29 protein-coding genes and 1 tRNA gene are annotated in these 24,080 nt (G+C 66.5%); 16 read left to right on the forward strand and 14 right to left on the reverse strand.

From position 1 onward, the window contains the following. The first annotated feature begins 216 nt into the window (after nucleotides 1-216). Nucleotides 217-1,527 carry an FAD-binding oxidoreductase gene (locus ACFXKN_RS22490; RefSeq protein WP_378963490.1) on the forward strand — a complete coding sequence of 437 codons (1,311 nt, stop codon included), beginning with the start codon at nucleotides 217-219 and terminating at the stop codon, nucleotides 1,525-1,527. Nucleotides 1,528-1,659: 132 nt separating this feature from the next. Here the strand turns inward: ACFXKN_RS22490 and ACFXKN_RS22495 are convergent, their stop codons facing one another. Beyond that, nucleotides 1,660-2,184: a CGNR zinc finger domain-containing protein gene (locus tag ACFXKN_RS22495; RefSeq protein ID WP_378963489.1), complete on the reverse strand. Its 525-nt coding sequence runs from the start codon at nucleotides 2,182-2,184 to the stop codon at nucleotides 1,660-1,662. Nucleotides 2,185-2,209: 25 nt separating this feature from the next. Here ACFXKN_RS22495 and ACFXKN_RS22500 point away from each other — a divergent pair, with 25 nt between their 5' ends. Together ACFXKN_RS22500 and ACFXKN_RS22505 are read left to right on the forward strand one after the other, a co-directional pair. Next, nucleotides 2,210-2,380, forward strand: coding sequence for a hypothetical protein (locus tag ACFXKN_RS22500; RefSeq protein WP_378963488.1), 171 nt, complete (start codon nucleotides 2,210-2,212; stop codon nucleotides 2,378-2,380). Nucleotides 2,381-2,489: 109 nt separating this feature from the next. Continuing rightward, nucleotides 2,490-2,834, forward strand: coding sequence for a hypothetical protein (locus ACFXKN_RS22505; RefSeq protein WP_378963487.1), 345 nt, complete (start codon nucleotides 2,490-2,492; stop codon nucleotides 2,832-2,834). A 70-nt stretch (nucleotides 2,835-2,904) separates the two neighbouring features. Here ACFXKN_RS22505 and ACFXKN_RS22510 read toward each other — a convergent pair whose 3' ends face one another. Then, nucleotides 2,905-4,113 carry an Ig-like domain-containing protein gene (locus tag ACFXKN_RS22510; protein WP_378963486.1) on the reverse strand — a complete coding sequence of 403 codons (1,209 nt, stop codon included), beginning with the start codon at nucleotides 4,111-4,113 and terminating at the stop codon, nucleotides 2,905-2,907. 316 nt (nucleotides 4,114-4,429) lie between these two features. On the opposite strand from ACFXKN_RS22510, the gene ACFXKN_RS22515 reads away from it, so the two are divergent. Beyond that, nucleotides 4,430-4,505, forward strand: a tRNA-Lys gene (locus ACFXKN_RS22515). A gap of 124 nt (nucleotides 4,506-4,629) precedes the next feature. Here the strand turns inward: ACFXKN_RS22515 and ACFXKN_RS22520 are convergent. Continuing rightward, nucleotides 4,630-5,283, reverse strand: a complete 654-nt coding sequence (locus tag ACFXKN_RS22520) for an NADPH-dependent F420 reductase (protein WP_378963485.1) — start codon at nucleotides 5,281-5,283, stop codon at nucleotides 4,630-4,632. 22 nt (nucleotides 5,284-5,305) lie between these two features. Then, the gene (locus ACFXKN_RS22525) at nucleotides 5,306-5,917 is read right to left on the reverse strand and encodes a TetR/AcrR family transcriptional regulator (RefSeq protein ID WP_378963484.1); all 612 of its coding nucleotides are present in this window, start codon (nucleotides 5,915-5,917) and stop codon (nucleotides 5,306-5,308) included. A gap of 110 nt (nucleotides 5,918-6,027) precedes the next feature. Between ACFXKN_RS22525 and ACFXKN_RS22530 the strand changes: the two genes are divergently transcribed. Both ACFXKN_RS22530 and ACFXKN_RS22535 read left to right on the forward strand, forming a co-directional pair. Continuing rightward, nucleotides 6,028-6,771 carry an SDR family oxidoreductase gene (locus ACFXKN_RS22530; protein ID WP_378963557.1) on the forward strand — a complete coding sequence of 248 codons (744 nt, stop codon included), beginning with the start codon at nucleotides 6,028-6,030 and terminating at the stop codon, nucleotides 6,769-6,771. Nucleotides 6,772-7,048: 277 nt separating this feature from the next. Next, nucleotides 7,049-8,398: a DUF1254 domain-containing protein gene (locus ACFXKN_RS22535; RefSeq protein WP_378963483.1), complete on the forward strand. Its 1,350-nt coding sequence runs from the start codon at nucleotides 7,049-7,051 to the stop codon at nucleotides 8,396-8,398. Between the two features lie 75 nt (nucleotides 8,399-8,473). Here ACFXKN_RS22535 and ACFXKN_RS22540 read toward each other — a convergent pair whose 3' ends face one another. After that, nucleotides 8,474-8,902, reverse strand: coding sequence for a MerR family transcriptional regulator (locus ACFXKN_RS22540; protein ID WP_378963482.1), 429 nt, complete (start codon nucleotides 8,900-8,902; stop codon nucleotides 8,474-8,476). A gap of 113 nt (nucleotides 8,903-9,015) precedes the next feature. Between ACFXKN_RS22540 and ACFXKN_RS22545 the strand changes: the two genes are divergently transcribed. The 3 genes from ACFXKN_RS22545 to ACFXKN_RS22555 all read left to right on the forward strand — a co-directional run bounded on the left by ACFXKN_RS22545 (nucleotide 9,016) and on the right by ACFXKN_RS22555 (nucleotide 11,815). Continuing rightward, a complete protein-coding gene (locus tag ACFXKN_RS22545) occupies nucleotides 9,016-10,089 on the forward strand; it encodes an alkene reductase (RefSeq protein WP_378963481.1) in 1,074 nt (357 codons plus the stop codon). A 625-nt stretch (nucleotides 10,090-10,714) separates the two neighbouring features. Then, nucleotides 10,715-11,341 (forward strand): transglycosylase SLT domain-containing protein, encoded by a 627-nt coding sequence (locus tag ACFXKN_RS22550; protein ID WP_378963480.1) that lies wholly within the window; start codon nucleotides 10,715-10,717, stop codon nucleotides 11,339-11,341. A 129-nt stretch (nucleotides 11,342-11,470) separates the two neighbouring features. Further along, nucleotides 11,471-11,815 carry a hypothetical protein gene (locus ACFXKN_RS22555; RefSeq protein ID WP_378963479.1) on the forward strand — a complete coding sequence of 115 codons (345 nt, stop codon included), beginning with the start codon at nucleotides 11,471-11,473 and terminating at the stop codon, nucleotides 11,813-11,815. Nucleotides 11,816-11,825: 10 nt separating this feature from the next. Here the strand turns inward: ACFXKN_RS22555 and ACFXKN_RS22560 are convergent, their stop codons facing one another. Beyond that, nucleotides 11,826-12,446 carry a LysE/ArgO family amino acid transporter gene (locus tag ACFXKN_RS22560; RefSeq protein ID WP_378963478.1) on the reverse strand — a complete coding sequence of 207 codons (621 nt, stop codon included), beginning with the start codon at nucleotides 12,444-12,446 and terminating at the stop codon, nucleotides 11,826-11,828. A 71-nt stretch (nucleotides 12,447-12,517) separates the two neighbouring features. Here ACFXKN_RS22560 and ACFXKN_RS22565 point away from each other — a divergent pair, with 71 nt between their 5' ends. Further along, nucleotides 12,518-13,414, forward strand: a complete 897-nt coding sequence (locus ACFXKN_RS22565; protein ID WP_378963477.1) for a LysR family transcriptional regulator ArgP — start codon at nucleotides 12,518-12,520, stop codon at nucleotides 13,412-13,414. On the opposite strand, the gene ACFXKN_RS22570 is transcribed toward ACFXKN_RS22565, so the two are convergent. The 3 genes from ACFXKN_RS22570 to ACFXKN_RS22580 form a co-directional block, all read right to left on the reverse strand. Further along, on the reverse strand, nucleotides 13,415-13,552 hold the full coding sequence (locus ACFXKN_RS22570; protein ID WP_378963476.1) for a hypothetical protein: 138 nt from the start codon (nucleotides 13,550-13,552) through the stop codon (nucleotides 13,415-13,417). It lies immediately after the preceding gene. 23 nt (nucleotides 13,553-13,575) lie between these two features. Further along, entirely contained in the window at nucleotides 13,576-14,382 is an 807-nt protein-coding gene (locus tag ACFXKN_RS22575) for an alpha/beta fold hydrolase (protein WP_378963475.1), read from the reverse strand. 113 nt (nucleotides 14,383-14,495) lie between these two features. After that, nucleotides 14,496-14,960, reverse strand: a complete 465-nt coding sequence (locus ACFXKN_RS22580; protein WP_378963474.1) for a MarR family winged helix-turn-helix transcriptional regulator — start codon at nucleotides 14,958-14,960, stop codon at nucleotides 14,496-14,498. A 66-nt stretch (nucleotides 14,961-15,026) separates the two neighbouring features. On the opposite strand from ACFXKN_RS22580, the gene ACFXKN_RS22585 reads away from it, so the two are divergent. Both ACFXKN_RS22585 and ACFXKN_RS22590 read left to right on the forward strand, forming a co-directional pair. Beyond that, complete coding sequence (locus ACFXKN_RS22585) at nucleotides 15,027-16,004, forward strand: pirin family protein (protein WP_378963473.1); 978 nt, start codon at nucleotides 15,027-15,029, stop codon at nucleotides 16,002-16,004. 135 nt (nucleotides 16,005-16,139) lie between these two features. Then, nucleotides 16,140-16,436, forward strand: a complete 297-nt coding sequence (locus ACFXKN_RS22590; protein WP_101464065.1) for an excalibur calcium-binding domain-containing protein — start codon at nucleotides 16,140-16,142, stop codon at nucleotides 16,434-16,436. A gap of 67 nt (nucleotides 16,437-16,503) precedes the next feature. Here the strand turns inward: ACFXKN_RS22590 and ACFXKN_RS22595 are convergent, their stop codons facing one another. Next, nucleotides 16,504-16,737: a DUF3618 domain-containing protein gene (locus tag ACFXKN_RS22595; protein ID WP_378963472.1), complete on the reverse strand. Its 234-nt coding sequence runs from the start codon at nucleotides 16,735-16,737 to the stop codon at nucleotides 16,504-16,506. 75 nt (nucleotides 16,738-16,812) lie between these two features. Between ACFXKN_RS22595 and bcp the strand changes: the two genes are divergently transcribed. Further along, the gene (bcp, locus tag ACFXKN_RS22600; protein ID WP_378963471.1) at nucleotides 16,813-17,286 is read left to right on the forward strand and encodes a thioredoxin-dependent thiol peroxidase; all 474 of its coding nucleotides are present in this window, start codon (nucleotides 16,813-16,815) and stop codon (nucleotides 17,284-17,286) included. On the opposite strand, the gene ACFXKN_RS22605 is transcribed toward bcp, so the two are convergent. After that, nucleotides 17,287-18,015: a TetR/AcrR family transcriptional regulator gene (locus ACFXKN_RS22605; protein ID WP_378963470.1), complete on the reverse strand. Its 729-nt coding sequence runs from the start codon at nucleotides 18,013-18,015 to the stop codon at nucleotides 17,287-17,289. It lies immediately after the preceding gene. A gap of 110 nt (nucleotides 18,016-18,125) precedes the next feature. On the opposite strand from ACFXKN_RS22605, the gene ACFXKN_RS22610 reads away from it, so the two are divergent. Next, on the forward strand, nucleotides 18,126-19,088 hold the full coding sequence (locus tag ACFXKN_RS22610) for an ATP-binding cassette domain-containing protein (protein ID WP_378963469.1): 963 nt from the start codon (nucleotides 18,126-18,128) through the stop codon (nucleotides 19,086-19,088). Continuing rightward, nucleotides 19,085-19,852, forward strand: a complete 768-nt coding sequence (locus ACFXKN_RS22615) for an ABC transporter permease (RefSeq protein WP_378963468.1) — start codon at nucleotides 19,085-19,087, stop codon at nucleotides 19,850-19,852. The genes ACFXKN_RS22610 and ACFXKN_RS22615 overlap by 4 nt, the downstream gene beginning before the upstream one ends. 48 nt (nucleotides 19,853-19,900) lie before the next feature. Here ACFXKN_RS22615 and ACFXKN_RS22620 read toward each other — a convergent pair whose 3' ends face one another. Together ACFXKN_RS22620 and tnpB are read right to left on the reverse strand one after the other, a co-directional pair. Further along, nucleotides 19,901-21,124, reverse strand: a complete 1,224-nt coding sequence (locus ACFXKN_RS22620) for a hypothetical protein (RefSeq protein WP_378963467.1) — start codon at nucleotides 21,122-21,124, stop codon at nucleotides 19,901-19,903. 48 nt (nucleotides 21,125-21,172) lie between these two features. Continuing rightward, complete coding sequence (tnpB, locus tag ACFXKN_RS22625) at nucleotides 21,173-22,642, reverse strand: IS607 family element RNA-guided endonuclease TnpB (protein ID WP_379433770.1); 1,470 nt, start codon at nucleotides 22,640-22,642, stop codon at nucleotides 21,173-21,175. Nucleotides 22,643-23,015: 373 nt separating this feature from the next. Here tnpB and ACFXKN_RS22630 point away from each other — a divergent pair, with 373 nt between their 5' ends. Then, nucleotides 23,016-23,636, forward strand: coding sequence for a TetR/AcrR family transcriptional regulator (locus tag ACFXKN_RS22630; protein WP_082844012.1), 621 nt, complete (start codon nucleotides 23,016-23,018; stop codon nucleotides 23,634-23,636). A 13-nt stretch (nucleotides 23,637-23,649) separates the two neighbouring features. Here the strand turns inward: ACFXKN_RS22630 and ACFXKN_RS22635 are convergent, their stop codons facing one another. Next, the gene (locus tag ACFXKN_RS22635) at nucleotides 23,650-24,078 is read right to left on the reverse strand and encodes a holo-ACP synthase (RefSeq protein WP_378963466.1); all 429 of its coding nucleotides are present in this window, start codon (nucleotides 24,076-24,078) and stop codon (nucleotides 23,650-23,652) included. Nucleotides 24,079-24,080 lie beyond the last annotated feature (2 nt).

A 24,080-nucleotide genomic window follows, 5' to 3' on the forward strand; every position in this document is an offset into this window, starting at 1 on the left:
GGGGGGGCCCCCCCCCCCCCCCCCCCCGGGGGGGGGGGCGCACCCCCCCCCCCCCCACCCCCCCCCAGCGCACGAAAATAAAAGGTTGGAACCAACAATGGTTTTTTGGCCCGCGCCCCGCGGCCCCCCCCCACCAGCCGCCCCGGCCCCCCGCCCCGGCCCTTCTCGCTTTCTTCAAGCATGTCACACTCGCCGCCCCCACATCGTCTATTGGTTATGAGCATCAACGACCTGCGTACCGATATCCGGGGAAACGTTCTCCTGCCGGGTGATACCGCCTTCGACCTCGCCGCCCGCCCCTGGAACACCGCGATCGCCCAGTCGGTCGCCGCCGTCGTCGAGGTCGCCGACGCCGACGACCTCGCGAACGTCGTGCGCTACGCGAACAGAGCGGGTCGTACGGTCCTCACCCAACCGACCGGCCACGGCGCGACCGGCGACATCGACGACGCGATCCTCGTGCGCACCGGCCGCCTCGACACCGTCGACATCGACCCGGCCCGGCGGGTGGCCCGCATCGGCTCCGGCGCCCAGTGGGGCGCCATCCAGCACGCGGCCGCCGCGCACGGCCTGAGCGGCCTGGCAGGCAGCAACCCCGTGGTCGGTGTCACCGGATACACCCTCGGCGGCGGCTTCGGCTGGCTGGCCCGCAAACACGGTTGGGCGGCCGATGCGGTCCGCGCGTTCGAGATCGTCGACGCCGACGGCCGACGCGGCCGGGTGAGCGCCGACGCCGACCCCGAGCTGTTCTGGGCGCTGCGCGGCGGCGGGGGCGACTTCGCGATCGTCACCGCGCTCGAGATCGAACTGTTCGAACTGCCACAGCTCTACGGCGGCCGGGTGAGCTGGTCGGCCGAGCGCACCCGCGACGTGTTCGACGTCTTCACCGAACTCACCACCGACGCGCCGCCGGAACTGTCGGTGTGGCTGCAGCGCTACCAGATCCCCGGCGTCGCACCGACTGTCGCCATCGACTTCGCCTATCTCGGCGACGAGGCACGAGGCCGTGAACTGACCAACCGCCTCGACACCATCACCGGCGCGCTCGCCGACACCCGCACCACCATGACCCCCGACCAGATCGGCACCATCACCGCCGAACCCACCGACCCCAGCCCTTCGCTGTCGCGCGGCGAACTACTCACCGATCTGGGCGACGCGGTCGTCAAAACGCTCATCGCCGCCCCGGTCGCGCCCCTGCTCAATATCCAGATCCGCGGCCTCGGCGGCGCCATCGCCGAAACCACCCGCGAACACGGCGCCCGTGGCCCGCTCACCGAGCCCTACGCCCTCTATCTACTCGGCCTCGGGCTCCCCCACCTGATCGACGATGTCAAGGCGGCCTTCGGCACCATCGTCGACAACCTCGGCGCCCACGTCACCGGCAAGAAGCCGTACACCTTCCTCGCCCCGGGCGAATCGGCCGCGGCCGCCTTCGACACAGTCACTCTGGACCGCCTCCGCGAGATCAAGCAGGCCCGCGACCCGCGAAACGTCTTGCGCGCCAACTTCCCTGTCCTTGGCTGACCGCCGACCCGTGCCGTCCACAGCCGACGGCGCGGGTCGAGCGTGTCGGCCGCACAGGCCGTCATCGCGAGTTCGGATTGTTCGCCGCGACGACGAAGGGCGCGCCAGGGAGTGACCTCCGCCGGACGACTGTCAGGCGGAGGCGCGGTTCGCCCGGTGACGTCGGACGGCCGACCGGTTCGCACAGGTCGGGCTACAGAAGCGTTGTCTGCCGTTGCGCGAGGTGTCGGCGTACACCTGCGAGCACCCGTCCGCCGCGCAGGCGCCGAGGCGATCCATCCCCAACCCGGTCAAGTGCAAGGCGGTGCCGACGGTGATCAGTGCCGCGATCCGACGGTCCGTCGCCACCCCAGGGTCCCGGAAATGCAGGTGCCAACCGTCGCCCACATGGTCGGTCAGGCGGGGTGCCGACGCGTACTCGGCCAGCAACACGTTGAGCCGCGTCGCGCGCTCGGTACGGTCCACGCATTCCACCACGCCGCGCCAGCGCCCCAGAAAGGCCGTCACCGACGCGAGATCACCGTCGGACACCGGTGCGGGCAGCACCAAACCCGCCGCCGCACAGCGCCGCGCCAACTCCGCGGCGCTCGCACACGGATCATTGAGCAAGTCGACGCCGAGCAGCACCGGCTCCCGCCCGTAATGGTTGTAATGCACAATGCCATTACATCAGACTCGAATCATGAACAGCCACCCCGCACACTCCTGGCAGATCGAGTCTCGCCACCGGACCAGCGAGGGCCTCGTGGCCTATCAGCGCTGCCGCTGCGGCGCCCGCAGGGTCGTCGTCGACCACCTGAGCGTCGCGTCGGAGATCCACCGCGACGAGCCCGGCCTCGCTACGGCCGGATAACTCGCACCACCATGACGAACGTCACGTTTGACCGCTACACTTTGGACCGCTGCCCAGATGTGGGGCAGATCTCGCCATAGCGTCAGCGCTCGACCGGAAAGACCCCTTGATGAAGCGTTCCACCGTCGTCGCCATCCTCGCGGCCGCCACCGTGCTCGGGCCCGTCGCGGGTACCGCGGCAGCCTCGCCCGGCCTGCCCCTCACCGACTTCACGGCGGAGACCCCCATCGGCGACTTCGCCCTGCCGAGCGATCAGCCCGAATCCGGTTCGGCGCAGAGCGGCTCCACCACCGGCCTCGAGACCACCGGCTCCTCCGGCACCGGCTCGGCCGGCCTGCCCAACCTCGACCGTCTGCTGTTCGGCGGACGCATCCTGTGCGGTGCCTTCGGCAGCGCGCTCGCCGTCGCGGGCGAGGCCATGATGGACTGCAGCGAGCTCCCCACACCGGCCTGAGAGGGCCACAGGCACAACGAAGGGGCACCGGAAACTTCCGGTGCCCCTTCGTTTTTCGTGTGTCGCGCGCCTACGGAGCGTCGGCGTTGCCCGCCTTCCATTCCGGCCACGCGATGTTCCAGTCGCCCAGCCCGTCGACACCGGACAGGGTGCCGCCGACCGTGTTCTTGATGACGGTGATGTCGCCGCGCTTGGCGTTCTCGTACACCCAGCGCGCGTTCGCCGGACTCAGATTCAGACAGCCGTGACTCGCGTTGGAGTAGCCCTGCTGCCCGACCGACCACGGCGCCGAGTGGAAGAAGATGCCGCTGTAGGAGATTCGCGTCGCGTAGTCCACCGGCGTGCGGTACCCGTCCGACGAGTTCACCGCCACACCGTAGGTCGAGGAATCCATGATGATCTTCTCGTGCCGGTCACTGACGATGTAGATGCCGTTGTCGGTGGGCGTGCTGTCCTTACCCATCGAGGTGGGCATGGTCATGATCACCTCGCCGTTGCGCTCCACGGTCACCTGGTGGGTGTTGTCGTCGGCGGTGAAGATCACCGCGTCGCCGATGGTGAAGAACGAGTGGATGTTGTCCTGGCCGAACAGGCCCTTACCCAGGTCCTTGCCGTAGACGTTCACATCGATCGTCACCTTGGTGCCGGGCTTCCAGTAATGCTCTGGGCGCCACCGCACTTCGCGATTGTTCACCCAGTAGAAGGCACCCTCGACAGCAGGCTCGGTGGTGATCTTGATGGCCTCCTGCACGGCACGACGATCGGGGATGTTCTCGTCGAACTGGATCGCCACCGGCTGACCGATACCGACCACCTCGCCCTCGCCGGGCATCAAGTACGGCTTGGTCTGATTGTTCGGCGAGCTGGTGGTGAAGCTCATCGTCGAGGAGTTCGCGCCACCGAGCCCGATAGCCGAGGCCTTGAGCTGGTAGGTCTTGCCGTAGCCGAGCACCTCGGCGGTCGACCAGGAGCGGCCGTCCGCGGCCAGCTGGCCTGCCACCGCGTTGCCCTGCTGATTGGTCAGCGTGACGTCGGTGAACTTGCCGTCTTCGACCTGGAAGGCCATCGGCATGCCGGGCGAGACGCCGACCTGCCCGTCCTTGATGGTCGAGACCAGCTTCGGCTTGATCAGCTCGGCGAGAGGGTTGCGATCGATCGCCACCTCCACACCGGCACCCTCCGCCGCCGAGCACGCCGACGCCCCGAGGGCGAACACCGCCAGCAGCACCACCGGAACGATCGTCCGTAGCGACCGAGGTCGCCCCCGCTTCTTACTCATGTCAACCCCGTTTCCGTACCGACGCGATTACAGTGCGCCGCAGATCCCACCGACCCGAATCGCTAGAGCCATCCGTGTGAGCGGGGGGCGTTACGAACTCGACGTCTCGCCCATTCTGCCAGCTGGCCCGGCCGGTTCCAACGGGAAATACCCCGCGACACGACCAAGTCACAATCGTTAGATACGTACAGAGGCCGCTGGCGTTAACAACGCCAGACATGCCGCATTGTTGCTGGTCAGAGCCCGATTTCACTTTCCGGCCCACGGCCTGCTAATGTTTGTTCCGCACCGGAGACGGGGCAAAGAACAAAGACACGCGCCATTAGCTCAATTGGCAGAGCAGCTGACTCTTAATCAGCGGGTTCGGGGTTCAAGTCCCTGATGGCGCACCACAACGAAGCTCCTGACCAGGTCATACGGTCAGGAGCTTCGTTCGTTACATCTGCTGGATCGGGTCGTCACCGAGCAGATGCCAAAAGTTCGCCACCAAAATCTTCGTCGGCGCCGAGTCAGCCGTCAGATCACGATATTTCGTTGCGCGGCGGCGAGGTTGGCGATCAGCTCCGCACGAGTCTGGGACTCGTGCGCGACCCAAGCGGGCTGGCCGGGACCACTGCGCCAGGATTCGCTGAGCGGGCTGTTGTCGACGGTGTCGAAGCCGAACTGGTCGTACAGTCGGGTCACGAGATCCACCGCCTCGGGAAAGTCGCTCGACGCCGACAACGCCAGCCGCCCCGGCGCCCCCGCGGGTCGACCCGCGGTGGTGATGCGGGGAGCCTGGATATGCGTGAAAGCCTTGACCACCTTGGATGCCGGTAGATGATCCTGGCGCAGCTCGTGAACGGTCTTCCCGCCTGATTCGACAACCGGGAACCGGCCGTCACGCCAAGCCATGTAGTTGTTCGTGTCGAGGACAACCTTTCCCGCGAGCTGGTCGACGGGCATGTTGTTGATCAGCCTGAGCGGGACGGCCACCACGGCGAATTCACCGGCCGCCGCGGCCTCGGGCGCAGACGCGGCGCGCGCTGATGGGCCGAGTTCGGCAATCAAGTCGTGGAGGGTCTCGGGTCCGCGCGAGTTGGCGATGACGACTTTGTAGCCGTTCGCGATGGCCGCACGGGCGATCTGGCTACCGACCTCGCCTGCGCCGATGATGCCGATTGTTGTCACGATGCCTTCCCGGTGAATGGTGTCAGCGGCTGTGTGAGTCGTCAGCGCAGACGGCGCGGTCGATCAGCTGCAGTACCGCGCTCTTCGCATGACGCAACTCGTCCGCACCGATGCCTGACTTGTGCAGGAACTCGATCCCCTGCATGACAGCGATCAGTGCGCGGGCTGTCTGTTCCGCATCGACGCCTGCATCGATTTCACCCGCCTCCTTGGCCAGGGTGATCTGCCGAACGAACAGTTCGAGCGTCCCGGCGTATGCCTGGCAGGCCATAGCTCTGACCTGCTCGTCTTGTGAGCTCAGCGCCGCTGCACTGTTGGCCATCAGGCAGCCTTGCGGTGGAAGATCCAGGCGGCCGCCGTCCTCGAAGGTGACCGCCGAGGTGAGTCCGTGCCATGGGCTCGGATCGGCAGCCAGGGCAGCCTCGAGCCCAGCGGACTGACGGGCGCAATAGTCCTCCAGAATCCGGATAAACAAGTCGTGCTTGTTGCCGAATGCCCCGTACAGGCTCTGCGTCCCGACCCCGGTGGCGTCCGTCAGGTCCTGGACCGACGTGGCCGCATAGCCATCGCGCCAGAAACTCGATCTCGCGGCAGTGAGCACAGCCTGCTCATCGAACTTTCTCGGCCTGGCCATTTCTCGATCGTATCAGTTATGGAGGGAACACTCAATAATTGACAAGACGAGCCACCTCTGCAATTTTTGAGGGACCACTCCATAACTCGATACCAAGGATGACGCACATGGTGACAGGACCACTCGAAGGCAAGACCGCGCTGGTGACAGGCGGATCCAGGGGCGTCGGCGCGGGCATCGTCGCCCGATTGGCCGCTGATGGGGCACGGGTGGCATTCACCTACGCGAACTCCAAGGAACACGCGCAAGACGTGGTCGCCGCCGTGACCGCGGCAGGAGGCGTCGCACACGCGATCCGCGCCGACAGCCTGACCGAAGAGGATGTCGTGTCCGCGGTCGCGCACACCGCCGATCGGTTCGGCGGCCTCGACATCCTGGTCAACAATGCCGGTGTCGGTAGTTTCACCGAGATCACCGACCTGACGATGGCCGAGATCGACGCGATGCTGACGGTCAACGTGCGGTCGGCGATCGTCGCGATCCGAGAATCGCTGGCGCACTTGGGCGGGGGCGGGCGGATCATCAACATCGGCAGCATCAACGCCGATCGCATGCCCTTCCCCGGCGGGTCGATCTACGCCATGACCAAAGGCGCACTGTCCAGCCTGACCCGCGGACTCGCCCGGGAGCTCGCCCCGCGCGGAATCACTATCAACAACGTGCAGCCAGGCCCGGTCGACACCGACGCCAACCCAGCCGATGGGCCTGCCGCGTCGGCCATGCTCGGCGTGATGGCGGTTGACCGATTCGGGACCACGGCGGAGGTCGGCGCTTTCGTTTCCTTCCTCGCCGGGCCCGAGGCCGCCTACATCACCGGCGCCAGCTTGAACATCGACGGCGGATTCGGCGGCTGATGCGGGCTCGGGGCCGCTGACCGTTCCGACTGCGGGCTTCTGCTGCGCCGGGCGGCACCAGCCGAGGGGGACCGCGAGCAGGCGCTGCCGGCCGGGGACCTACGGCCCGATCCAGCGGCTCGTCGCGCCGAAAAGTCGTGTGGCCAGGTGTTTGCGATTCATCCGGAAGGGATGAGGCGGTCAGGCGGTCCCGGGGCCAGAGTGGACGGGGATGTCCGGCCGGCGCAGCAGTCGAGTCCGGAACCACCGATCCGATTCCTTCGCGCAGGAGGCCTTCATGGGCGAGCCGGTTGATCAGCAGTTGATCCATGACGCATTCCTTTACGTGCAACCGCTGGTGGAGACCCGGCGTCAGCACCGGATGCACAACGCCAGGTTCGGCCCCGATAACGCGCTGACCGCATTCCGGCACCTCCTGGACGACACGGTGCGCACGGTGCCCAGTCCCAACAGCGACACCCTGTACACCGCCTTCGGATATACCCTCGCCGAGGGTCCGCTGGTGGTCGTGTTCCCCGAGGTCGAACCCGACCGCTACTACGTGCTGCCGTTCTACGACGCGTTCACCAACGTCTATGCCTCCTACGGCACCCGAACCGGCAAGTCGGAGCCCGGCCCGCACCTGATCGTCGGCCCCGGTTACGACGGCGAGGTCCCGGACGGAATGCCGGTGATCCAGTCACCGACCGAGCGTGGTGCGATGCTCGGCCGGTTCCTGGTCTACGGCCCGGACGACCTGTCCACCATCCACGCCATCCAGGACACGATGTCGGTCACCACCTTGGCCGACTGGAAAGCGGGCAAGCGCGGCATCACCTACACCGAGGCCGGAGATCGGTCATGGCCCGAACGCGGATCGGTGGTACCCGACGTCAAGGCCGACCCCGTCGAGTTCTGGAAAGCCGTCGGTGAGATGGTCCCCGGCACCCCGATCCCCGAACGCGACCGCGCCTTCTTCGACCGGTTCGCCGAACTCGGCCTGACGCGCGACGGATTCACCGAACCGACGGACCCAGCCATCCGCGACACGCTCTATCAGGGCACCCTCGACGGCTGGCAGTTCCTCACCGACATGGGCGCCGACCAATCCAAGGCCGAGGAGCTCGGCGTCCATTTCCTCCACCAGAACGGTTGGGACTGGTCCGCGGTCGGCGGCGACCCGGACAACACCGGCGTCCGGGACTACGGCACCGACTACACCTTGCGAGCCTGGGTGAACCTGCTCTACTACGGCATGCTCCCGCCAGAGGAAGCGCTGTACCCGACCGCGTTCTCCGACGAGCAGGGTGTGCGGATGAACGGCACCCACACGTACACCGTCACGATCGACACCGCGAACCTGCCCAACCACCCCGACGGGTTCTGGTCGGTCACGATGTACGACCTCGACGGCTATCTGGTGCGCAACGCGCTGAACCGGTACAAGTTGAGCAGCCACAGCCAGCTCAAACCCGACCCCGACGGGAACATCACTCTCACCATCGGCCACGACCAACCGGCCGACGAGAAGACGAACTGGCTACCAGCTCCGGCAACCGAGTTCTATCTGATGTTTCGCGCCTATCTGCCGGTCGCCACCGTTGTCGACGGCACCTATCCCTTCCCGATCATCCGGCGCCCCTCGTGAAGTAAGCGGCGAGGGTGGCCCGACGACAGCGGCACCCGCCTGGGACGGAAAGGTGGCCAACCGGGTGCCGCTTGCTCAGCCGGAATCCGCGAGCCGGGTGGCGTCGCATCGGGCGCGCATCACCGCATCCGCTCGGGGTTCCGCCGGGGTGTGCGGGTGGTGCGCGCGGTTGACGTCCATGAGTCCGTCGAGGGCGTCGCGGGCACGGGTGAGTTCGGCGATGTGCTCGGTCAGCCGGTCACGTTCCTGTGCCATCCGCTCGAAGGCGAGCTCCGAATTCTGCTCGCTGGGGGCGTCCACACAGCGCAGCAGCTGGGAGATCGTGCGGCTGGACACCCCGGCCGCGTACAGCCGTCGCAGCAGCAGCACCCGGTCGACGTGGTCGAGGGCGTAATGCCGTTGGCCGCTGGGACTTCGAGCGCTGGTCAGCAGACCCTGCTCCTCGTAGTAGCGCAGCGACCGGACGCTGACTCCCGTGCGCGTGGACAACTCCCCGATCCGCACAGCTTTCCTCCTCGTGATCTGCGACACAGACCGTTGCCTCTCACATCCATGTCAGCTTTTAGCGTAGATCTATCGCCGGTAACCCGGCGAGTCGGACTATCTGGAGAAGCGACATGGCATCCCTATTCGAGAGCTCTCAGCTCGGTGACCTGGTACTACCCAACCGCGTGGTGATGGCCCCGATGAGCAGGGTCCGCGCCACCGCGGGCGGCCTGGCCACCCCATCCATGGCCAGTTACTACGCCCAGCGGGCGACCGCCGGCTTGATCGTGAGTGAGGGAACGCACCCGAACCCGGTGGGGCAATCCAATCCGGGCACCCCCGGACTGCACACCGACGAACAGGTCGCGGCGTGGCGGCAGGTGACCGATGCCGTGCACGTCAACGGTGGTCGTATCTTCGCCCAGATCATGCACGGCGGACGGGTCTCCCACCCGGACACCACCGGGATGCGGCCGGTCGGCCCGTCTGCCGTGCCCGCGACCGGCGAAGTGTTCACCCCCACCGGGCCGCAGCCCGTGCCCGTCCCGCGGGCCCTGGATATCGCCGAGATCCCCGAGCACGTCGAGTCCTACGCCGAGGCGGGGCGCCGGGCAATCGACGCCGGTTTCGATGGAGTCGAGCTGCACGGCGCGAACGGATATCTGATCTCGCAGTTCCTGTCCTCGAACGCGAACCTGCGCACCGACCGCTTCGGCGGTTCGATCCGCAACCGCATTCGGTTCGCCGTCGAGGCGGTCGCCGCCACCGTCGACGCCGTCGGTGCTGCCAGGACCGGCATCCGCCTGTCCCCGGGCGGGGAGTTCTGGGGTGTGGCCGAAACCGATGTCGCCGCGCTGTACAGCGAGTTGCTGACCGAACTCGCTCGCCTCGATCCGGCCTATATCCATCTGGAAGCGACCACCGACCACGAGGTGCTGCTGGAGTTGCGGCGGACGTGGCCGGGCGCGCTCATCATGAACCCGGTGCTGCCGATGGGACCGAAGCAGACCGGCCTCGACGAGGCCGAGCAGTGGCTGGGCCTGGGTGCGGACCTCATCAGTTTCGGTCGCGCGTTCCTGTCCAACCCGGATCTCGTCGAACGGTTGCGCAACCACTTGCCGCTGGCCCCGGTAGACGAATCGACCTACTACCAAGGCGGCGACAACGGTTACCTGACCTACCCGGCGCATCAGTACGCCGCCTGAACGTCCACACAGCCCGCATCCCGGCAGCTACCACAGCTGCCGGGATGCGTTCTTTTTGCTCAGGGTCGACTGCCAGGCACCGGTCACGATCTCGTTATCGAACCGCCATGGAAATCCCGCGCTCGAGCGCTCAGACCCCGATTCAGACTCCCCCGAGCTGCGCAAACCCTCACAAAACCAGATTCGGACGAACTTTTTTTGTGACGGCCGCCACGCAGATCGGAGTTCTAAACCTCCTGCATACATAACGATTCTGCAACTGCCCGGCAAGGAAACAAGATCGGCAACGTTTGCCGTTCAAGTTTCGTTTACCTTGCGTTAACCCTTCGTGACCATTCTGTCATCAGGTCACAAACGGACCTGCGGTTTGGTTAGCCCGGAAGTATCCAACCTCCGATAGCACCGAACAGCGCGTGGTCTCCCCGCAGCCAGCTGTGGAGCGCCGTGCGACGCCAGCGATGAACCGCCACCGAGCGTTCGTCCCCCGACAGTGTCGCACCTTCCCATACACAGACAGAAACAACGCATCGCCTGACCGGCGTGTACTCCCGTGCGCGCTGCGCGATCCATCGCGCCCTCCTCCAGGGCCTGCGTCGCCAGACAGAGATGAAGGAACAGAAAAACCATGCTCATCAAAGACAAGCTCAGCACCGTTGTCGGCCGTCGCTCGCGCCGTGAGGCGTTCACCGTGGCAGTCGCCGCGGTCGGCCTGGTCGCCGTAGCCGCGTCCTCCGCCGTCTCGTTCGCCGACGACAGCGTTCCCGAGCGTGCCGCCATCGTCGAGCAGGCGGAGAACATCCCCGCCGTCGGCGCCGCACCTGCTGTTCAGGCCATCCCGGCGCCCGCGCCGCAGGCCGCTCCCGCCCCCGCACCGGAGGCCGCTCCTGCTCCCGAGGCCGCCCCGGCGCCGATGCCCGAGGTGAAGTCCTACGAGGACAACCTGCACGGCTGGATCACCGAAGCTCTCGACATCATGGCCGCCAAGGGCATCCCCGGCAGCTACGAGGGCATCCACCGCAACATCATGCGTGAGTCGACCGGTAACCCCCAGGCGATCAACCTCTGGGACATCAACGCGATCAACGGCATCCCCTCCAAGGGCCTGCTCCAGGTGATCGACCCCACCTTCGCGGCCTACCACGTCGAGGGCACTCCCTTCGACGTCTGGAACCCGGTGTCCAACATCGTCGCGGCCTGCAACTACGCGGCCAACCGCTACGGCTCGATGGACAACGTCAACAGCGCGTACTGATCCAAACCGTCACCAGGCACGTACTGAACAAAACGTACGACAGCGCCTACTGATCCTTCTGACGGGTGAACGCCCCCACTCCGGTCATCGCCGACCGGAGTGGGGGCGTTCCGTCGTAGAATCGCCGTCGTGCCAGACAGCGCCGATCAGGCATCCGATCACGCGCATTCCGACGCGGCCACCGCCAGCCGGGTCGCCAAAGCCCGCCGCATGGCCGCCTACGCCTGGTCGCGTGACATTCGCAGCGCCGAGCTACTCGCCCTGCCCGCGGCCACCCTGCGCAAGTTGGCCCGCGCCGCCGACACCAACCCGCCGAGCACCGGCGAGACCTGGCAGGTGGTCGCCGACCTCCTCGACCAGAAGGACGCCTGGGCCGCCCGCAACCCCGACCACGCCGCCGCGGTGCGCACCAACGCCGACGAGAAGCTGCTGTGGGTGAAGCCCCCGGTGAAGCCGTGGACCGCGGAGTCCTAGCGATCCCGCCTCAGGCGAGCAGCAGCCCGACGGCCAACGCGAGCATGACCACCGCGATGAGCGAATCCAGGACCCGCCACGCCATCGGACGCGCGAAGAGCGGACCGAGCCGGCGAGCACCGTAGCCGAGGGCCACGAACCAGATGACGCTGGCGAGCATCGCGCCCGCGGCCAGGAACCAGCGGTCGGGCGAGGCGTAGGTGCTGGCGAAGGAGCCGAGCAGGACCAGCGTGTCGAGATACACATGCGGATTGAGCCAGGTCAGCGCCAGGCAGGTGAGCACGGACGCGCCGACGGCCACCGAGGCGCCCGCCGCTTCGGCGATCAAAGCCGACGAACCGAGGGCGCGTCGAGCCGCCAGCAGCGCGTAGCCGACCAGGAAGGCCGCCCCCGCGTACCGGGCAACGGTCAGCACCGCCGGAAACGACTCGACGACCGTCCCGAACCCGGCCACTCCCGCACCGATCAACACGATGTCGGACACCGCGCACACCGCGATCACCGGCAACACGTGCTGCCCACGCACCCCTTGGCGCAGCACGAACGCGTTCTGCGCGCCGATCGCCACGATGAGCGAGAGCCCGAAGCCCAATCCGGAGAGGGCGGCCAGCGCCGCCGATGATGCCGTCACCCCTTCGACGTTAAGAGAACGTCAATTTTCAGTCCAGCTAATGATTCTTCACAACCATTAGAGTTGCTTATGTGGATCTCCAGCTGGACCAGTTACGCGCGCTCAACGCCGTCCTCACCGAGGGCACCTTCGATGCGGCCGCGCGCAGGCTCAACCTCACACCGTCGGCGATCAGCCAGCGGATCAAGGCACTGGAGGAATCCGCCGGACGCGTGCTGGTGCAACGCTCGAAACCGGTGCGCCCCACCGAATCCGGACTCGCGGTGCTGCGTTTGGCCAGGCAGGTGGAGTTGCTCGCCGGCGACACCGCGCGCGAACTCGGCGATGCCGACCGCCCCGCCGACCGGCCGATCCGCATCCCGATCGCCGTCAACGCCGACTCACTCGAATCGTGGGTGATGCCCGCGCTCGCGAGCGTGCCCGCCGGGATCTCCTTCGACCTACACCGCGAAGACGAGGAACACACCACCCAGCTGTTGCGCGACGGCACGGTGACAGCCGCGATCACCGCGACCGCGACGCCGGTACAGGGCTGCACCGTGACCCCGCTGGGCGCGATGCGCTATCGCCCGACAGCGACACCCCGATTCGTCAGCACCTGGTTCCCCGACGGCCCGACCCCGGCCGCCTACACCCGCGCGCCTGTCGTGCACTTCGACCGCAAGGACGATCTGCAGTTCCGCCAGCTACGCCGCCGCACCCGTCGCCAGGTCGACCCGCCGGGTCATTACGTGCCGTCGTCGAGCGCGTTCGCCGATGCGGTGCGGCTCGGACTCGGCTGGGGCATGCTCCCCGACCTGCAAACCGGGAAAGACCGCACCGCAGGCACTTTGGTGAATATCGACGGCGACTCCCACATCGATGTCCCGCTGTACTGGCAGCAGTGGAAACTCCACTCCCCCGCCCTCACCGCCGTCGCCACCGCGATCGCCGCGGCCGCGGCATCCGCGCTCACGACGCCGGCTTAGCTACCGAACCGTCTCGTCGAGATCCGGAACCACGCTCAGCCCCCACTGATTGGCACAGCCGGTACACACCCACGTTCCGTTCATCTCCTGATAGGTGTACTCGTAGTCGCAGGCGGGGCAGTTCAGCGAATCACGCATGACAGATCCTTGTGAGTGGTGAGTTATCGAGCAGCGGAGAGGAATTCGATCAGGATGCGATTGACCTCATCGGGCCGCTCCAGATACCCGTAGTGCCCACACCGCTCGATCTCGGTATAGGTGGCCGTCGGGATCGCCTCGGCGACCTCCCGACAGAACCGCGGCGGCACCATCTGATCATCGGCGAACCCGACAACCAAGCTGGGCACCGAAATCCCCCGATATGCCTGCCGCCGATCCTGCGACCGATCCATCCCCGCCTGCGCCCGCGTCCCGGGAGTTCCCTTCCCCGAAGTGAATTCGAAGATATCGAGCCACTCCTGCGCCTTGGCCGGATCGGCCAGAGTGTGCGGCGACAGATTCTGCATCGCCTTCACCGCGGCCGCGTACTCCGGCGGCAACTGGATCCCCTTGTCGAACAACGCCTGCTCCCCCTTGCTGAGGGTGCTCGTCACCGGATGCGGACGCGCGGTAGCGGCGAACATCACCGCCTTGCGCAGCAACTCCGGCCGAACCAACGCCAGCTCGGCGACGATCCGCGACCCCATCGAGGTACCGACCACATGCGCCGGGGCACCGAGGTGCTCGATCAGCGCGGCGGTATCACCGACCAGTTGCGCCATGGTGATCCCGGACGCCGACTCCGACGACGGCGCGATCCCCCGATTATCGACAGTCGCGACGGTGAACCCCGCCTTGACCAGGGCAGGCACCTGATAGGTGCGCCAGACACGTCCAGGACTCCCACTACCCATCACGAGCAGGACAAGCGGTCCCGAACCGGTGACGTCGTAGTTGAGCTGAATGCCGTTGAGCGAGGCGATGGGCATATCTCAACTTACCGCCAGAGCAGGACGGGTCGGCAGCGAGGATGACCACGCAGCCGACTCAGCTCGTCGCGACGAGGGAGGCGGCGCGAACAGCGACTGTCGCGCCTGAATCGTTAACCGGCCGAATCGCTTCGGGCCTCGCCGGCCGCTGTCACCTTCGCGGCCAGCGAGCGGAGTGCCGCGCTTTCCGCGTCGGTCATCCGGTCGATGAACAACTCCCGCACCAACTCGACATGCTCGGGCGCGGCCTCGCGCAACACCGTGCGTCCGGCCTCGGTCAGCGAGACGACGATTCCGCGCGCGTCGTCCTCGGCGGGCACTCGATCGACGAGTCCGCGCGTGGCCATCCGGGCCAGTTGCTTCGATAGCCGGGACTTGTCCCAGCAGACCTCGGCAGCGAGCTCCTTGGCCCGCAGACACCCTTCGGGTGTCGCCGACAGCGGCACCAACAGCTCGTAGTCGGCCATCGACAGTCCGTGTTCGGCCAGGCCGGCGGCCAGGACGGCGTCGAGTCGCTGGCGCATCAGGATGTAGGACTGCCAGGTCTGCTGCTCTTCTTCGGACAACCATCGGGGCACGGGAATGATTCTAGAGCTTAGTTGGTTGACATGGAAACCAACTACGTAGCACCCAGGAGGCACCCCATGCCCGCTATCACCGTCGATGACATCATGGTGCTGCCCAGGCTGCCCCGTCCCGATGTCACCGAGACCCAGCGTCCGGTTCGCCAGATCGTCACCGCCGCGCGCCAGCGCGAAGGCGCCGGATTCGAGGTGACCCGGCCGTTCCCCAGCGTCGACCTGCGCTCGGCCGACCCGTTCATCCTGCTCGACCAGATGGGCCCGGTGGCCTACGAGCCGTACGAGGCCAAGGGCGCACCGTGGCATCCCCACCGCGGCTTCGAGACCGTCACCTACATGCTCGACGGCACCATGGTCCACCACGATTCCCAAGGTGGCGGCGGTGTGATCGGCGAGGGCGACACACAGTGGATGACCGCGGGCTCCGGCATGCTGCACGACGAACTGCCCGAGGAGAAGCTGGTCATCTCCGGCGGTACGTTCCACGGAATCCAGCTGTGGGTGAACCTGCCGCGATCGAACAAGTTCGCCACCCCGCGCTACCAGGACCTGCGCGCGAGTGAACTGACCCTGGTGAGCTCGCACGACGGCGGTGCGCTCGTGCGCGTCATCGCCGGTGAGTTCGCCGGATTCGCGGGCCCCGGGTCAACCTACACCCCGATCGCCTACGCCCACGCCTCGCTCGTCCCCGGCGCCCAGCTGGCGACGCCGTGGCCCAAGGACTTCACCGCGATGGCCTACGTGCTGTCGGGCAGCGGCACGGTCGGCGTCGATCGCAGGCCGATCAGCGCCGGGCAGCTGGTGGTCTTCGGCAAGGGCGATGCCATCACCCTGACCGCTGACCTCACCCAGCACAGCACCACCGGCGATCTCGAGGTACTGCTGCTCGGCGGAACCCCGTTGCGCGAACCGGTGATTCAGTACGGGCCGTTCGTGATGAATACCCGCGAAGAAATCATCGAGGCGATGGAGGATTTCAACGCGGGCCGAATGGGTACCATCCCGGCTGAACACCTGACCGGGCGCAGGCTGGGCGAATAACCGACCACGACTCGCGGCGAATCCCCCTCCGCGTGCGGTTGACAATCGGTCGCCCCGTCATCAAGGTGGACGGGGCCTACCGGCCATCATCGTGGCCGTGACCACACCCGAACCGCAGCAGACATAGAGGAATTCATGAACGTTCGCCGGCTCACCGTCAGCCTTGCCGCCGTAGGGCTCGCCCTGATCGCCGCACCCGTCGCCCACGCCAACCCGTTCGCGGGCTCGGCAGGCACCGGTTCGTCCAGCTTCGACTCCATTCTCGGCGCCACCGGCTCGGCCAATCTGGTCCAGTCCGGCTCGGCCGGTGGGGCGTTCCGTAGCTGCGACGATGCGATGGCAGCCGGCCGCGCGCCGTTGTTCCGTGGCGAGGCGGGCTACTCCCCGCACCTCGACCCGGACGGCGACGGCCTGGCCTGCCCCACGCAGTAAAAGCACAAAAAACACCCGATGTGGCTCGTTGGCACATCGGGTGTTTTTTGTTGTCCGGCCGGCTGATTCAGCGGCGGAAGATCTTGATCAGGACCAGGCCGGCCACGAGGGCGCCCGCTCCGATCAGCGTGTACTTGACCTTCGGCTCGTTGAACTTGGCGACCACCATATTTTTGGTGTCGTCCGCGATCCGTTGCGGATCGGCGCGCACCGCCAGTTCGTCGAGCGTGGTCGCCAACCGGGTACGCGCGATCTCGATCTCGCGCTCGATCCGGTCGGTGTCGTCCTTGGCCACCGTCACCTCCAGGTAAATGTCTGCTGCTCGTCACCGAGTCTATCCATGCGCCTCGCGGACCCGGTCGGTTACCGTGCGGTGGTGACCGACAACCATCGCCTCTCCCCCGGAGACACCGCCCCCGAATTCACGCTGCCCGACGCCGACGGCAACGACGTGTCGCTGTCGGACTACCGCGGCCGCAAGGTGATCGTCTATTTCTACCCGGCCGCCAGTACCCCCGGCTGCACCAAGCAGGCCTGCGATTTCCGCGACAGCCTGGCCGAGCTCGGCGGCGCGGGCCTCGAGGTCATCGGCATCTCGCCCGACAAACCCGCCAAGCTGGCGAAATTCCGCGACAACGAGGGCCTGACCTTCCCGTTGCTTTCCGATCCCGAACGCGAGGTGCTCAAGGAATGGGGCGCGTTCGGCGAGAAGATGATGTACGGCAAGACCGTGACCGGCGTGATCCGCTCGACCTTCGTGGTCGATGAGTTGGGCAAGATCGAAGTTGCCCAGTACAACGTTCGAGCCACCGGACACGTCGCTAAGTTGCGCCGCGATCTGTCGGTGTAGTCAGTCGCCGAAGGTGGCGATGAACACCTCGTAACCGTCGAGCAATCGGGCCAGGCCGAATTCGAAATCGGCCTGCTCCCACTCGATATCGCCATCATCATCGAACGCGGCGGAGGAGAGCGCGGCCGACACCGAGGGGAAGCGCTTCGGGTCGAGCACCCTGGCCATCACCGAGGGGAAGTCGGCGCCCTCTTCCTCCTGTAGGTCCCGCAGGAACCGCCGTTTGCCCACCACGAACATCGACACGTTCATCACCAGCTGGAGCTTGACCGGGTCCGGCACCGCCGTCTCGGCGAGCACGCCCAACGCCGTCTCGAGCCACGCCATATTGTTCGGTCCCATCGGTGGCCGACTCAGCGGAATGTCCATCCACCAGGGATGACGACCCAGCCGCGCGAACTCGGCCCGCGCCCACTGCTCCAGCCCCGACCGCCATGGCGTCCGCGGCGCGATGACGGGTGGCACACCGACGACCCGGTCCATCAGCAGGTCGACCAGCGTGTTCTTGCTGTCGACATAGCGATACAGCGACATCGCGGTGAAGCCGAGCTGCTTGGCGACCTGGTTCATCGACAGCGCCGCGAAACCCTCCGCATCGGCCACTTCGGTGGCGGCGTCGAGAATCTGATCGAGGGTGAGCGCCCGTTTGGGGCCGCGGCCGCCGGGTTGCCCGAGTCCCCACATCAGCTCGACCGCTCGCGGTAACGCCGTGTCGCCGGACGTCGTCATCTGCCTCCTCTGCTCGCCTCGACTCTAACCCGCCCGCTCTTGCCATCAAGAACTGTTTAGCCTATAAACTGTGTTTATCACATAAACAGTTTCTCGATCGGAGAGAACCCATGGCACCCGAACGACCACCCGCGCTCTCGATCCGCCACCTTCACAAGGCCTTCGGCGCCCACGTCGTCCTGGACGACCTCGACCTAGACATCAGCGCGGGCACCGTCTTCGCCCTCCTCGGCCCCAACGGCGCGGGCAAGACCACGCTGGTCCGCATCCTGGCGACCCTGGGCCGCCCCGATCGCGGCGACGTCACGGTCTTCGAGCACGATCTGCTGCAAGCCCCCGATACGATCCGGCGGCTGATCGGCGTCACCGGCCAGAACGCCTCCGTCGACGGCGTGCTCACCGGCTCCGAAAACCTGCGGCTCACCGGCAGGTTGCTGCACCTCGGCAAGGCCGAAACCGCGCGTCGCGGCGCCGAGCTCCTGAGGCGTTTCGATCTGCTCGACGCCGCCGACAAGCCGGTCGCTTCCTACTCCGGCGGCATGCGTCGCAGGCTCGACCTCGCGATGAGCCTGATGGGCAAGCCGCGCATCGTCTTCCTGGACGAGCCGACCACCGGCCTCGACCCACGCAGCAGACGCGACTTGTGGGCTGCCATCAGGGAATTGGCGGCTGAGGGGACGACCATCCTGCTCACCACCCAGTACCTGGAGGAGGCCGACCAGCTCGCCGACCGGATCGCCGTGCTCGACGACGGCCGCATCGTCGCCGACGGCACGCCCGAGGAGCTCAAACGCCTGGTGCCGGGCGGACATATCCGATTCCGCTTCGCCGACCGCGGACTACTCGACGCCGCCGCGCGAGCACTCGACAGCAGCTCCGGTGGACATGCCGACCCCGAACAGCTGACCCTGCAGGTGCCATCGGACGGCAGCGCCGTCGAGATCAAACAGCTACTCGACCATTTCGCCGAACTCGAGATCGCGATCGAGCAGCTGACTGTGCACACCCCCGACCTCGACGACGTGTTCTTCGCGTTGACCGGTCAGCCAGGACGAACCGAGGTCGCCGCATGAATGCCACCCGCACACTCCAGGATTCGGCCACGATGCTGGACCGCAATATCCGCCACACCCTGCGCAGTCCCGACACCATGATCATGACGGTCGTGCTGCCGGTGATGATCCTGCTGATGTTCGTGTTCGTGTTCGGTGGCGCCATGGATGTGGGCCCCGGCGCCTACATCGACTACGTGGTGCCAGGAATCATCTTGCTGTGTGCGAGTTTCGGTGCGTCCACCACGGCGGTCGCACTGTCCACCGACGTGGCCGAGGGCATTATCGACCGGTTCCGCACCATGGCCATCGCCCGGTCCGCGGTGCTCACCGGGCACGTCGCCGAGAGCGTGATCCGCAATCTGATCACCTCGGGGATCGTGATCGGGGTGGCGGTGCTGCTCGGTTTCCGCCCGACCACCGATCCGCTGCGCTGGCTGGGCGTATTCGGTGTGCTGGCGATGTTCGTGTTCGCGCTGTCCTGGTTGGCGGCCGCACTGGGCTTGCTCGCCCGAAACCCGGAGGCGGCCAACGGCTTCACCTTCGTGTTCATGTTCCTGCCCTATGTGAGCTCGGCGTTCGTGCCTGCCTCGTCGATGCCGACGTGGCTGCACTGGTACGCCGAGAATCAGCCGGTGACACCCGTGATCGAGACGCTGCGCGGGTTGTTGATGGGCACACCGATCGGCAACAGCTGGGTGCTCGCGGTGCTGTGGTGTGCGGGCATCGGGCTCGTCGGGTACATCGCGGCGGGCGTGCTGTACCGGCGACACACCAGGGTCTGAAACCGACGAAGGGGCAGCGCACGCGCTGCCCCTTCGTAGTCGAGCCGATCAGTCGGCGGACGCCGTATACGGGCCGTCCGGCACCCCCGCCTGCGCGGGCTGCATGCTGAGCGGAATTCCGGTACCGGGCACAGTCGGTGCGGCGGCGGGAATCTGCGGAACCCCGGGAACAGCGGGTTCGAGCGGCAGCGGATCCTCCTGCGGTGCATCGCCGTACAGCTGGGTCGGGTAGCCGAGCGGGAACTCGCCCGGATTCACCAGTTGCGGATTCGGCGACACCGTCTCGTACGGCGAGGTGGCCGACTCCTCGGCCGGGCTCACCTGCAAACCGCTACCGGAACCGAGCCCGCCGCTCGACCCGGTCTCCGCCGCGGCGGCTTCGTGTGTCTGGGGGGCTTGCGGAATCATCGGCGCCGACGCGGCGCCGGGCTCCGACGACACGGCGGTGTTGTCGACCACCGGCGGCCCGCTGTTCATCACCGCATACGAACCACCCGCGACCAGCCCGCCCGCGAGCACACTCGCCGCCGCGGCGACCATCGCGGTCCCCCGCTTGGGCCGCGAGCCGGTCGAGATCGGCACCACGACCGTGTCGCCGAACGCGACCAGTGCGGCACCGGCGGCCGGCGCGAACGGCGCCAACCGGCAGGGCAGCACCGGCACCCCGAATCCGGCCACCGCGTCGCGCACCGCGGGGGCGTCCGACGACGAACCGACCAGCACCACCGCGCCGGGCTTCACCGATGCCGCCTCGAACTGGTCCCACGCCGCGGACACACCGGTGCGCAGCGCGTCAGGCGTTGGCGCGCCGGTCTGCGAGTAGGCGGCGAGTACACGCTGACGACCCGGGTCGATCAGTGTCATCGCCTGGTAGCCGGGCACCGCCTCGTAGACGAGCAGATTCTCGAACTCGTCGAGCCAGGTCATCGCGCCCGCGACGAACAGATGCGCCGACTTCGCCGAAACCAGCGAGGCCGTGCCCCATTCGGTCTCCGCCAGCCGGGTGACGATCGCGCGCCGCTCATTCGCGTCGCGGTAACTCACCGCCACCCCGGCGATCTCGTGCTCGTCATCGAGTTCGGCGGCGATCGCGTCGAGCGCGGTGTGTACCGCCACCGCCACTTCGGCCTTACCGTCGCCGTTGGCACGGACGGTGCGCCGCAGCAGCATCCGATCCGTGAGAGTGACGCCCGATTCGGCGAACGCCACCGCGTGCACGGCTCCTCGCTCGGTGCTGACGCCGAGGGTTACCACAGATCCTGCTGCTGCCACAAGTCTTGCCTTCCGTTACCTTTTGGTGAGCAAATGCGTGCGCGCCCATCAGGCAGCCATCCCTTCCGAGGCGACGGTCCCGGCCTCACCACCACTGGCGGTGTAGAGCCGGGTGGACGCTTCACAGCCGGCCGCGTCTCCCGCTTGCGCGGGATCGGTCTCCTGCCTGGCTCCACGTCCTGCCACCGACCCACTGTCGGCGGGACCCTGTTCACCCACGCTTGCCTGGGTGTCGCCGAGTCTGGCGAGGTTGATCGCGGCATTACGATCACGATCGATCGACACACCGCATTGTTCACACTCATAGACGCGGTCGGCGAGGGTCAGGTTTGGCTTTCGCCCACCGCACCCCGAACACGTCTTCGAACTCGGAAACCACCGATCAGCTTCCACCAGGACCGACCCGTACCATCTGGTCTTATACGAGAGCATCTGCCGGATCTGCGCTAGTGCCGCATCAGCGAGCGCCCGGTTCAAACCTTTCTTCCGGTCACCACCCGCCGATCGCATCCCGGCCGCGTTCAACGTCTCCACGGCGATGACCTGATATTGCTGGGCCAAGGTCGTGGTCGCCTTGTGTAAAACATCCTGACGGATCGCGGCGGCGCGACCGTGAGTACGGCCTATCCGAGCTGTGGTGACTTGCCACCGCTTCGACGGAAGCCGCCTTGTTTTCGTGACCGAGTCGTACGGGCCGTGTTGACGTGCGGCCCGGCGTTGCAACGCCCTCAGCCGGGTCCGCGACGCTGCCAACGGTTTCGGGGCAGGAACCCGCCACAACTCACGCCCATCAGCAGCCGCGACCACCATGAGAGCGTCGGCTTTGACACCGACATCCACCCCGACCACTCGGTCAGGTGACCGCGGCACATGCCCGGGACGCGTCTTGGCCGCGATGAGGGTCTGGAACGACACATACCAGCGGCGACGTGAATCCTGTGACAGAGTCGCGGACAGAATCCGCGCGGAGCCAGCCTCCACACGGCGGGCCAGCTTTCGGGTGGACTCATGCGTTTTGAGCCGCCCGACCCGCGGCAAGACGATGTGGTGGCGGTCGGGTTCGACCCGAATCGTTCCGGTGGTGAACCGGACCGATCGTCGGGACCGGGCCGCGATCTTGAATCTCGGGAACCCGACCGGTTTGCCTGCCCGCTGGCCGGTTCGGGAGGCGGCCCAGTTGTCCAGGGACCGTGCGAGGGCATCGAGTCCGGAGTTGTAGGCCTCTTTCGAGTTCTCGGCCCACCACGGCGCGTACTCGAACTTGCGCTGGTTCCAGATCTTGCGGAGCTTGGGTAGCGACCAACCGATCGACGGGGTCAGATCGGTGTCAGCGACGCCATACGTGCGTTCAGCGGCCCGTTGATCCAACACCGCTGTAACCAAGGCAAGCATGTGGTTGAACGCAAACCTAGCTGCACCGCAATGAGATCGGAGCATCGGGGTTTGTTGCTGGGTCGGGTCGAGCGCGAACCGGTAGGCCTGCACTGTCCATCCGTCGGGGATGTCGAACCTAGCCACCAGCGATCAACTCCTTCCCCAGGTTTCGTCGTCAGTCACCAACACACGCCACCACGCCAGAGCGATCTGGACAGTTCCTAACCGTGACAGCAACCAAGCCTCGCCGTCAGTCCCCAGCCCTTCGAGACGGGTACGGCGAGAAGATCACCGCGAATAAGCGTGCAGATAGACGCACACTTATCTGATGATTCGTCACCGGTCAGAGCATGGATGGGTCGGGATTTCGGCCAGTTGTTGACACGCTGTCGGTAGAGGCGTGTCGCGGATGTGTGGATACCGCTAGCCTGGATGGGTGGAAGTACACGCGCAGGCCCGGTCACCGCAGAGCCGTCCGGACCCTGCGCTGGAATTGCAGGACGACCCGCAGGAGTTGATGCCGCGCAAGCGGCCGACGCAGGAGCGCAGTAAGCGCAAATTCGACGCGCTGCTGGCGTCTTCGCGCGAGCTGCTGGTCGAGGTGGGGTTCGAATCGTTCACCTGCGAAGAGGTCGCGCAGCGCGCCGAGGTGCCGATCGGCACCCTGTATCAATTCTTCGCCAACAAGTACGTGATCGTCTGCGAGCTCAATCGACAAGACCTGGTTGCGGTTTCCCGCGAGCTGGCCGACTTCCACGGTGAAGTGCCCTCGCTGGACTGGTTGCGGCACATGAACCAGTTCGTCGACCACATGGCGAACCTGTGGACCACCGACCCGTCCCGGCGCGAGGTGTGGCTGGCGATGCAGTCGACCCCGTCCACGCGGGCTACGGGCGCGCTGCACGAGAAAGAATTCGCCGCGGTCGTCTCGCAGATGCTGCGGCCGCTCACGCCGCGCACTCCGCGCGCCCGGCGCACGATGATGGCCGAAGTACTGGTGCACGTCGTGTATTCGATGCTGAATTTCTCGGTGCAGGAAGATCAATCGAACACCGATGCGGTCGCCGAACTCAAGCGGCTGATGGTGGCGTACTTGCTGGTCGCGGAAAAGGAATCGCGAACCGCCGAGGAGAAGTAGCGGTTCGCGATTTCTAGCCCCGGCCGTCGATGAGGTCAGCCAACTCGCCTGGGTCCTCCAGCACCACCATCGCCGCGGCGGTGTCACCGTCGTGAGTCAACGACAGGTGTACTCGCACGCGGGGCAGGAACTCCGCGGCCAGACCGTGCAGTTTGATGCTCGGCCTGCCCCAGGCGTCGTTGACGACTTCGATCAGTGGATACGGGTTGTCGCCGATCTGTGGGCTGCGGGCGAAGCGAGACGATGCCCAGGCTTTGAGCACCGCCTCCTTCGCGGCCCAGCGTGCGGCGAAGCTGCGGTCCGGGTCGGTTTGCTTGCTCTGGCAGTAGCGACGTTCACCAGCGGTGAATGTCTCCCTGAGCATGGTCGACCCGGGCCGTTTCAGCTGTTCGGAGAACTCGGAGATGGTTACCAAGTCCAAGCCGATACCGAGAATCGTCACGA

The sequence above is a fragment of the Nocardia sp. NPDC059195 genome (assembly GCF_042754695.1).
In the GTDB taxonomy this organism is placed as follows: Bacteria; Actinomycetota; Actinomycetes; order Mycobacteriales; family Mycobacteriaceae; genus Nocardia.